This is a genomic window from Bacillus haikouensis (assembly GCF_013179555.1).
Classification (GTDB): Bacteria; Bacillota; Bacilli; order Bacillales; family Bacillaceae_B; genus Rossellomorea; species Rossellomorea haikouensis_A.
Map to the genome: position 1 here is coordinate 1 of NZ_JABMCR010000152.1, position 10,494 is coordinate 10,494.

Below are 10,494 nucleotides of genomic sequence, written 5' to 3' on the forward strand. Positions count from 1 at the left end.
GCAAATGACGCTTGAAATCATCAATGATATGAAAAACAGTGATATCGACATCCACTATACCGTACTCCCTGCTGGACATGCTGCACTTATCGATCATTTAGAAGGCGTAGCTGATGAAGTGGAAAGGTTTCTTAGGTAAGTTATCACATATTTCTTAGATACATCCATTTCGTCACCTTTCCCTCTGAATAACACATCCCAACCGATGATTTAGATTCCCATTTCTGGGTAAACTACCCTCAACAACCATTGAGGAGGTCACAATATGAATCGCAAATGGAAGATGTTCCTGGCTGTCCCCCTGTCATTCTTGATGTTGGCGGGCTGCAATGATAATGACAAGGAAGAGGTCAAGAATCCCCCGGAAAATGCGCCTGTGGAAGATACTTCGAATAACACGGAGGAAACCAAGGAAGAAGCCTTCTCTTTCACTGGCTTTGACCTGGATGTGAACTATAAAGATAACAAGACCATAGACGTCGATTATGAAAATGAGAAAGACGGGGCTGAAGCGAAATATCAAGACGACCTCAACGATCAGAACCTGTCATCCGATGAAGCGATGAACAAGCTGACGCCGATTTTCGAAGACTTTAACTTCGATCAGAACACAGATGAGCAAGAGGTCATCAAACAAGTGAAAGAAGCCTTTTCAATAGAAGATGGCTATCAGAATTTTGAACTTGAGATCAAATACTCTGATGGCGCTGAAAAGGAATACAGAGAGCAATAGCATATCGCGAAAGGGGCACAAGGCATATATCTTGTCGCCTCTTTTTCGTTTTTAAAGGCATTGACAGCAAGACTTGCTTCTTTCTTTTCGTATGACTTTCCCATCTCGATCTAAGTTATCACTCCGTTACCCTGCTTCGGTTTCCCACCATAATTTGTACATTTTTCTTTAATAAATGACTTCAAGTGACTTGTTTTTGTATGTACACAGCCTTTGCATTGTAGGTTCCGCTTTTGTCCAGCATTTAACAAGCTAGGTTATTGAATAATCGTGCTTGTTTCAGGGGTATTGTGCCGCTTTCACGATAATTGTGCTGCTTGTCGAATTTTCTCCACTTCTTTCATTCAACATCCCGGCTATTTATTTTTTGAAAATTCACTTTTCAATCAGCGACTTACATCATACAATAAACATAACCAACAAAAAGGAGGATATTTACATGAGAAACATGACTGTCTTAGCCGTACAAACATATAAGGGTGGGACGCCTTTTTAACGTTACGGTCTTCCCCCTTATATGTGTTTAGTGAAAAAACACAATAAAGGGGTACTTTATGCATTTTCCAGTTAAGAAATTTCTTTCGTATTATAAGCCTTATTTCAGAATGTTCATGGTGGTATTAGCCTGTGCACTGATCACTTCTTCACTGACCCTCGCCTTTCCTTTGCTCGTCCGTTACGTGACGAAGGATGTGCTGGAAGGGGGGGTGTCGACAGCCATTGTCGACGTGCTATGGATCGGCGGCTTGATGATCGTGCTCGTAATTGTGCAGAATATCTTAAATTATGTAGTCGATTATAAAGGACATGAAATTGGGGCGCGCATGGAAAGTGATATGCGCAGCGAGTTGTTTTCTCATTTGCAGAAGCTTTCTTTCAGTTTTTATGATAAACAAAAGACGGGCCGGTTGATGACACGGGTGACGAATGATCTGTTATTGATATCAGAGCTTTATCATCACGGGCCGGAAGACTACGTAAAGTATCTTGTCCGGTTTCTTGGAGCGTTTGTGATCCTGCTTTTCATCAATGCGCCTCTTACGATCATCGTATTTTGCTTTTTCCCGGTCCTTGGGTTCTTTTCCCTGTATTTCAATAAGAGACTGAACAAGGCGCTGACCGATAACAAAGAACGGATCGGGGACATCAATGCGCAGGTGGAGGATACGTTATCCGGGATCCGCGTCGTTCAGTCGTTCGGCAATGAAGCGCTCGAAATCAATAAATTCAACAGGGAGAACCACCGTTTTCTCGAAAGCCGGAAAGGCACGTATAAGGCAGAGGCATACTTCTATAACTGGACGGAAGCTTTCATACAGATGATCACGATCACCGTCGTCATTGCCGGGACCATTCAAATCGTGAATGCGTCGCTTGATTTGCCTGACCTTATCACGTTCTTGCTTTATATTGGTTTCATGGTCGAGCCGATCCAGCGGCTTACTCACATGAGCACCCAATTCCAGGAAGGGATCACAGGTTTTCAGCGGTTCATCGAAATCATGAACACAGAACCTGATATCAGGAATGCTCCTGATTCGAAAGCGATTCCGCTGGTCGAGGGCCGCATCGAATTCAGGAACGTCTCCTTTCATTACGACTCTTTCACACAACCTGTTTTTGAACATCTGTCCCTTGACATTCACCCGGGGGAATACGTAGCCATCGTTGGCCCATCAGGGGTTGGAAAGACGACCTTAAGCTCCCTGATCCCCCGTTTTTACGACGCTGCGGCGGGCGGAATCTTTGTAGACGGGGCGAATGTCAAAGACCTGGATCTGAAGTTACTCAGAAACAACATAGGAATCGTTCATCAGGATGTCTACCTATTTTCAGGAACTGTCATGGAAAACATCCGGTACGGTCATCCCGGAGGCACCGATGAAGAAGTCATGACCGCAGCGAAGCGGGCCAATGCCCACGAATTCATCACCCGCCTGCCACATGGTTACCATTCTGAAATCGGCCAGCGCGGTGTCCGTCTGTCCGGCGGCCAGAAGCAGCGGCTCAGTATCGCCCGCGTATTTCTGAAAAATCCGCCCATCCTTATTCTCGATGAAGCTACAAGCGCGTTGGATAACGAGAGTGAAAGCATCGTGAAAGAGTCCCTCGAATGTCTGGCAAAAGGAAGAACGACACTCGTGATCGCCCATCGCCTTTCCACCATACGGAACGCCGGCCGAATCATTGTTTTATCCGGAGGAAGAATTGTGGAAGAGGGCACGCATGAAGCACTGCTTGAAAGAGATGGTCCATATTCGCAGTTGTATTCCAGGCAGTTTGAGGTTTTGAGGTAAAGGAGGAGACTCTTCGACTTTTATGTCGAAGAGCCTTTTTCTTCAAGATTATCTCCATGACGGCCAAGCCCCCTGCATTTTTCTGAACTGAATAATGAAACTTTTTAGGACCACCTATAAAACTATCCCTACTCAACATCGCTTGTATTAAGAGGCATCAAAAACTCCTCATTGAGATCGCCACTATAATATGTCGACCCATTCATCGCACTTTTCGGATAGGCATCTTCCCCGCCTTCATCAAGCGGATGCCATCCAAAAGTCAAATGGGGGATCTGGTGAAAATCAGCAAAAAGAGAAGCCGGCTTCTTATGATTTCCTCCACTATTTTGCTTCAGGATGGCTGACCATTCTGCAGGCACCTTCATGGCACCATATGGTTTTTCATTCATTGAAACTCCCTTTTTCAGCCGGATGCTTGGAATATATTGCTCCTCTCCCCCTGAGATCGAATAATTTCTATCCCTCATCAAATAATATTCGATCGTTTCAACACGCTCCTCAGGATCGATGTTCCAGATGAAATGAAAGCTTGACGGGTCAGAGGGATCGATTTTCCATATCCTTGGATCTCCCTTTGTCCGGATCCCCTCAAGGCCCCATTCATGCCACTTCCATACCCAGTGGCTGATGCCATATGCCCCGGTGTCCGATTTGAAGGGAGCGACTGCGTGCCTGCCGTCAATCTGAATCCTCTCCTGAATCTCAACAGCTTTTGCTTCGGGCTGCTGCCCATTGATTTCCTTGACCATGCGTTCTTGTTCAGGCAGAGGGGCCGGTTTTGCAATATAGAACCAATAGATTCCTAGAACTCCAGTCAGGAGTACGGCTGCCATCAAAGACCAGATGATTTTCTTTTTTCCTATCATCCTCACATCCCCTCCTCTATGATGGAATCTTCGAATCGATAATAGAGCTGATTTCCGGATCCGGTAAGGAGAATTCCCTTTCCGTCATCTTCTACATAAATGAGCGGGTCCAATCCGCTTCCCCATTTGGGTGATACTCCCAGAATCTGATAGGGAAATCGTTCATTTCTATTTCTCTTCCCATCTGAACTGTCATACATTTCTTCGTACCATCCAGCACTATATATTTCTTCCTGTCTCATGGCAGGGATTTGTTCTACTAATCTCTCTCGATCAAGAGTCGGTTCTTCTGCTCCCGATTGATGGATGCGGATAAGCGAAGCACCTTCGGCATTGGTTATGTAAGTAGATGGATCATCATCTGGATAAATGAGCAAATGGAACGGAATCGAAATCAGTGCAGAAGCCAGGAAAATGAAATTCCCAAGGAACCCGGTCCACGCAAACGAGCGATACCTGTCCCACCTGCCTTCCTTCCTATTCAAGGCACCGTACAGCACCCATACACCCAGCGGTAAAACAGGCAGCTTCAACAATGTATCAAACAAATTCCAGTGAATCGAGAAGGACATCAGCCCGACTGCGATAACCAACAGAATCTTCCATATCATCGGCTTTGCGTCCAGTTTTTTATAGCTTCTATATACTAAAATTCCAATGAGCATCCACGCCATCAAATTCAGTACAATGGATACAGCGTTAAACGTTAGTTGAATGTTTATGGCAATCTCCTCCCCTTCTTTCTATGTATAAGCCAGTTACATTCACAGAACCCAGCTAATCAAACAACTCACCCATTTTAACATTAAATACCAAGTATTTGTCCTAAAAAAGCCCGATCCGCGTTACGATGAAGCTTCATCGTAACGCGGATCAGGCTTTGAAAGGTAATTGCACCCTACAAACAAATAATTGTACCATTCTTTTAAATATTGAACCCCTCATTCAATTAATTCCATCTCTCTTCTGAATAATCGCACCCTTCCTGCAGCTGATTCTGCCCCTCAGGTCGAATTTCCAGACAAAAATAAACGACCTTCAAAAAAACTATCAAATAATATGTTCTCTTTCCTTGACAAATTCCCAGCCTTATATAATAATAAATATCGAATTAGAATTATTATAAACTATTAATAATTCTCAATCATATTCTACAATCTACTAGGAGGAATTTACATTATGTCTTTAATCGGATCAGAAGTAAAACCATTCACAGCACAAGCATACAAGGACGGAGAGTTCATCACTGTCACTGACGAAAGCCTGAAAGGTCAATGGAGCATTTTCTGCTTCTACCCTGCAGATTTCACATTCGTATGCCCAACTGAACTTGAAGACCTTCAAAATAACTACGAGGCACTTAAAGCGCTTGGAGTTGAAGTATATTCTGTATCAACAGATACTCACTTTACACATAAAGGCTGGCACGACAGCTCTGAAAAAATCGGTAAAATCACGTATGCGATGATCGGGGATCCATCTCAAACAATCTCCCGCAACTTCGATGTACTGAACGAAGAAGAAGGTCTTGCTGACCGCGGTACGTTCATCATCGATCCTGATGGTGTCATCCAAACAGTTGAAATCAATGCTGGCGGCATCGGCCGTGACGCAGATATCCTTATCAGCAAAATCAAGGCTGCACAATATGTGCGCAAGAACCCAGGCGAAGTTTGCCCGGCTAAATGGCAGGAAGGTTCTGAAACACTTAAGCCAAGCCTTGATCTAGTTGGTAAGTTATAAGGAGTGCACAATAAATGATGCTTGAAGCAGATATTAAGGCACAATTAGAACAGTACCTGCAAATGATGGAAGGCGATATCGTTCTGAAAGTCAGCGCAGGTACAGATGACACTTCGAAGGACATGCTGGCTCTCGTCGAAGAGCTCTCTTCCATGTCCTCCAACATCAGTGTCGAGAAAGCTGATTTACCTAGGACGCCAAGCTTCAGCGTGAACCGTGCAGGGGAAGAAGATACCGGAGTCACATTCGCCGGTATCCCCCTGGGTCACGAATTCACTTCGCTTGTCCTTGCTCTCCTTCAAGTCAGCGGCAGAGCGCCAAAGGTTGATCAGAGTGTCGTTGATCAAATCAAAAGCATCAAAGGCGAACATCACTTTGAGACGTATGTCAGCCTTAGCTGCCACAACTGTCCTGACGTCGTACAGGCCCTGAACATCATGAGTGTGCTCAACCCTAATATCACTCACACGATGATCGACGGTGCTGCGTATAAAGAAGAAGCAGAATACAAGAACATCATGGCCGTTCCATCCGTCTTTTTGAATGCTGAATTTTTCAGCGGCGGCCGCACGACTCTGGAAGAAATCCTTGCCAAGATCGTTGAAGGACCTGATGCGGGAGAACTTTCGAATAAGGACCCTTACGATGTTCTTGTAGTCGGAGGCGGCCCTGCAGGATCCAGTGCGGCGATTTACGCAGCACGTAAAGGAATCCGCACAGGTATCGTAGCCGAACGCTTTGGCGGCCAGGTACTGGACACGATGAGCATAGAGAACTTCATCAGTGTCAAGCAGACAGAAGGTCCTAAGCTTGTCGCAAGTCTGGAAGAGCACGTGAAGGACTATGGCATCGATGTAATGAACCTTCAGCGTGCCAAACGGCTTGAAAAGAAAGACCTGATCGAGCTTGAACTTGAAAACGGCGCAGTTCTGAAGAGTAAAAGTCTGATCATCTCTACTGGTGCCCGCTGGAGAAACATTGGCGTACCTGGTGAACAGGAATTCAAAAACAAAGGTGTGGCATATTGTCCTCACTGTGACGGACCATTGTTCGAAGGAAAAGACGTAGCGGTTATCGGCGGCGGGAATTCCGGAGTCGAAGCAGCAATCGATCTTGCAGGGATCGTCAAGCATGTAACGGTTCTCGAGTTCAACTCAGAACTGAAAGCCGACGACGTCCTGCAAAAACGTCTTCACAGCCTTCCGAATGTAACGGTCATTGCGAATGCACAGACCCGGGAGATCACCGGAACCGACAAAGTGAACGGTATCACCTACACTGATCGCGACACACACGAAGAACACCATATCGAGCTGCAAGGTGTATTCGTCCAAATCGGTCTTGTACCAAATACAGACTGGCTTGACGAAACCATCGAACGCACCCGATTCGGTGAAATCATCGTAGACAAGCACGGAGCGACAAGTCTTCCAGGCGTATTCGCTGCAGGAGACTGTACAGACAGTGCTTACAACCAAATCATCATTTCCATGGGATCTGGAGCGACAGCCTCTTTAGGAGCGTTTGATTATCTCATCCGGAATTAATATAAAAAGCCGCTTTTTCTACAGAATAAAAGTAGAAAAGCGGCTTTTTTTGAGTTGGAATATTCCTTGACTCCTTTATGTTTCCGGCCGGGACAAGGGCCAAAGGGACAGGTCCCCCGGCTCATTCTCGGCTATCGATAAGACAATTCAGCACAACTGACCCTGACTCTTGATTGCCACCCCTTCACAATGATCCGGTTCTATCCTTTTTGAACCACAACTCCAGGAGCTCTTTCTCCCTTTCCGGGAGCATTCCGGCCTTCATATCGGTATCCTCCCTCGATTCTTCCCATTTATAAATTTCATGGATCGTATCCACAAGAGGGCGGAAGGAGAGACCTGCGCGAACGGCTTTATCAATGCTGACCGAAGAGGCCCCTTTCCAAGGCTCCGTTTCTCCATCTAACACGAAATGCTCAGGAATCCATAAAGGCATCTCTGTCCATGGATGTACGCCGTGATCAATCATGAACTGCTCACTTGCCCAAACGAATTCTGCGTCACTGTTCTCGACGGATTTGCATGTATTCAACAGCTCTTCCATCGTCACTTTAGGGTCTGGACCTGTTACATTATACTTGCCCGCTTTTCGTTGTTCAGCCATATCGAACACCCAAGTGGCGACATCTTTCACATCAATCATTTGGACCGGCCGGTCAGGACGCCCCGGCACCAGGGTTTTTCCGCCGGCTGCGACGCGTTTGACCCAATACGGGAGCCGGTCGGTATAATCGAATGCCCCGACAAGCAGTCCTGCCCGAACATGCAGGACACTGCCGGTCCACTGTTTCTCTGCTTCATTTTCACAATGGACTTTCAGCTGGCCGTAATACTCGTAAGGAGAAACCTTCCCTTCTTCAACCGCGTTCAATACTTTATCTGTAAGCTCGGGATGCAGTTGATAGTCCTCCGTCAAAAGTGGCGGAATCCAATCCTTATAGACCGAAATGCTTGAAATGTAGACATAATGCTCGATCTGATCCCCGACAGCTTCTGCCAATCTTTTGATTTGATGAGGGGCAAACCCGCATGTATCCATCACCACATCCCATTTTCGGTTCTCAAGCAGGGACAAATCTCTGTCCCTGTCGCCGATCAACTGCTCCACTCCAGGAAACACCTCTTGATTGTTCCCACGATTGAACAAGGTGACGTCGTGCCCCCTCTTCAATGCTTCGTCAGTCAACGCTCTCCCCAAAAAACGCGTGCCTCCAATGATCAGGACCTTCATCGTATTCCCCCACCCCTATAAAAATAGTTTTCATTTTATATAACGGATTCCTTCTGGTAAAAGATACGGGGGGATGATTCAGCCTACAGCAACCCTTTTTCACAAAGACCGGCCGCCTCACCTTACTCCCACTTAAACACCCAGCTGGCAATCGCAAATCCGCCAACCAGCCATACTCCTAAAATAAGCGTCTCCGTCCCCAATGCCAAAAATGAAGTCCCGATATTCATCGTTTCCCGCAATGCAGAAGTCAGATGAGCGATCGGCAGCACCTTCACGATCGGCTGTATGAGATCCGGCATATTATTAATCGGAAAAAACACCCCTCCAAGAAACAGCATCGGAAACGTTACGAAACCTGCAATCGGCCCCGCACTTTCCGGGTTCTTTGCAAGCCCGGCGATGATGAATCCGAGCGCCATGAATGCAAGGGTGCCCAGTACGATGAAGAAAATCAGGGCGAGCCACGAACCGGCGACGTTTATATCAAAGATCAGATTGGCGATCAAGACAACAAGCAATGCCTGTGTTCCGTTCAGCAATAAACGCGCGGTAATTTGGGCTGCTATGAAGGTCGACGCTTTCAGTCTCGTCCCCTGCATCCGGCGGAGGATCCCCCGTTCACGCCAGGCTGAGATCTGGCCGGCGACCCCGTTCATGTTGTTGCTCATGATCATCATCGCGACGATGCCTGGTACAAGGAAGTCGATATAGCGGATGTTAAGCGCCTCGATTCCCACTTTTTCAATCGTCACCAGCGGCTGGTAGTCGACAAGGTCCTTGCTGTATTGATCGATGATCCCGTTCACAGCCGTGAGCCCAAGTTCTGCGGTGGTCAGGTTCTTTTCGTTGTAGTAGACCGGAACGGTGAATGCCGCGTCCCTCTCCTCGAGACTCGTTCCATATCCTTCCGGGATTTCAATCAGAAGCTGAACATCCCCGCTTTCGACGGCTTCCTTACCTGCTTTCACTGATTTATAATCTTTTGTTTCAATGCCCTCATTTTCATAAAATAAATCCTTCAAGTCCTTCGATGCATCGGTCCCGTCCCGGTCGACGACCCCTGCAGTAAGCGAAAGTGACGTCTCGCCGCCGACAAAGGATCCAAGGGCCACCATCAGGATGACCGGGAAGAGCAGCGTGAAGAACAGGACTTGTTTATTCCTTGCAAAAATCCTTAATTGAGCCAGTGTCAACTGCCAATAAGCTCTCATGATTCACGCAGCCTCCTTCCTGTCATATGGATGAATACATCCTCAAGTGTTGCCTGGCGCGTCTGCAGGTCCCCGATTTTGAGACCGTGCTCGGCTGACACCGCAATGAGTGATGTCAGGGCAAGTTGCAGGTCATCCGTATAGAGCTGGACAAACGTGTCCTTGACTGCCGCTTCCTCGACGCCTTCCATTTTCATGAACCAATCCTGCTCAGGCGGGTTGTCCAGATGAAATTCCACTGTGCTCGTCGACTGCAAGGTCTTGACGAGATTCGCCGGCGTGTCGAGTGCAATCAGCTCCCCTTGATCCATGATGCCGATGCGGTCGCAGAGTACGTGGGCTTCGTCCATATAATGAGTCGAGAGGATCACTGTCTTGCCCTGCTCCTTTAAACGCAGCACGATGTCCCAGAGAGTCCGTCTCGCCTGCGGATCAAGCCCCGTCGTCGGTTCATCCAGAAACACAATATCCGGACCATGGATCAGTGCAAGCGCAATCGCGAGCCGCTGCTTCTGCCCGCCGGACAGCCCTTTGATCCGGTCGTTCCGCTTCTCAGTCAACAGCATATCCTCGATCAGCCGTCCGATATCAACATGACTCGGATAGAAACTCGCATATAGATGGAGGATCTCCTCCACCTTCAATAATTCAAAAAGAGAAGTCGACTGAAGCTGAACCCCAATCACTTCTTTTACCTTGTTCACCTGTTTCTTCACATCATGTCCCGCTAAACTCGCCGTTCCCTCGTCAGGCTTCCGGAGACCGACAAGCATCTCGATTGTCGTCGTCTTCCCCGCCCCGTTCGGACCAAGCAAACCGAAGATCTCCCCCTTCTCCACCTGAAATGATACGCCATTCAC

9 protein-coding genes are annotated in these 10,494 nt (G+C 47.2%); 4 read left to right on the forward strand and 5 right to left on the reverse strand.

Translation table 11 applies throughout. The features are described from left to right. Positions 1-265 precede the first annotated feature (265 nt). Both HP456_RS14530 and HP456_RS14535 read left to right on the forward strand, forming a co-directional pair. Positions 266-733: a YusW family protein gene (locus HP456_RS14530; RefSeq protein WP_172252321.1), complete on the forward strand. Its 468-nt coding sequence runs from the start codon at positions 266-268 to the stop codon at positions 731-733. Positions 734-1,287: 554 nt separating this feature from the next. After that, the gene (locus tag HP456_RS14535) at positions 1,288-3,030 is read left to right on the forward strand and encodes an ABC transporter ATP-binding protein (protein ID WP_172252323.1); all 1,743 of its coding nucleotides are present in this window, start codon (positions 1,288-1,290) and stop codon (positions 3,028-3,030) included. Positions 3,031-3,158: 128 nt separating this feature from the next. On the opposite strand, the gene HP456_RS14540 is transcribed toward HP456_RS14535, so the two are convergent. Both HP456_RS14540 and HP456_RS14545 read right to left on the reverse strand, forming a co-directional pair. Next, positions 3,159-3,899: a hypothetical protein gene (locus HP456_RS14540; protein WP_172252325.1), complete on the reverse strand. Its 741-nt coding sequence runs from the start codon at positions 3,897-3,899 to the stop codon at positions 3,159-3,161. Positions 3,900-3,901: 2 nt separating this feature from the next. Then, positions 3,902-4,510, reverse strand: coding sequence for a hypothetical protein (locus HP456_RS14545; RefSeq protein ID WP_216663293.1), 609 nt, complete (start codon positions 4,508-4,510; stop codon positions 3,902-3,904). A gap of 568 nt (positions 4,511-5,078) precedes the next feature. Here HP456_RS14545 and ahpC point away from each other — a divergent pair. After that, entirely contained in the window at positions 5,079-5,642 is a 564-nt protein-coding gene (gene ahpC, locus HP456_RS14550; RefSeq protein ID WP_172252327.1) for an alkyl hydroperoxide reductase subunit C, read from the forward strand. A gap of 14 nt (positions 5,643-5,656) precedes the next feature. Beyond that, positions 5,657-7,189 (forward strand): alkyl hydroperoxide reductase subunit F, encoded by a 1,533-nt coding sequence (gene ahpF / locus HP456_RS14555; protein ID WP_172252330.1) that lies wholly within the window; start codon positions 5,657-5,659, stop codon positions 7,187-7,189. A 184-nt stretch (positions 7,190-7,373) separates the two neighbouring features. Here ahpF and HP456_RS14560 read toward each other — a convergent pair whose 3' ends face one another. From HP456_RS14560 to HP456_RS14570, 3 genes are all read right to left on the reverse strand, one after another. After that, on the reverse strand, positions 7,374-8,420 hold the full coding sequence (locus HP456_RS14560; RefSeq protein ID WP_172252332.1) for an SDR family oxidoreductase: 1,047 nt from the start codon (positions 8,418-8,420) through the stop codon (positions 7,374-7,376). A 122-nt stretch (positions 8,421-8,542) separates the two neighbouring features. Then, positions 8,543-9,634, reverse strand: coding sequence for an ABC transporter permease (locus HP456_RS14565; RefSeq protein WP_172252334.1), 1,092 nt, complete (start codon positions 9,632-9,634; stop codon positions 8,543-8,545). Further along, positions 9,631-10,494, reverse strand: an 864-nt coding sequence (locus tag HP456_RS14570; RefSeq protein WP_172252336.1) for an ABC transporter ATP-binding protein, incomplete at its 5' end; no start/stop codon positions are given. The genes HP456_RS14565 and HP456_RS14570, both read right to left, overlap by 4 nt.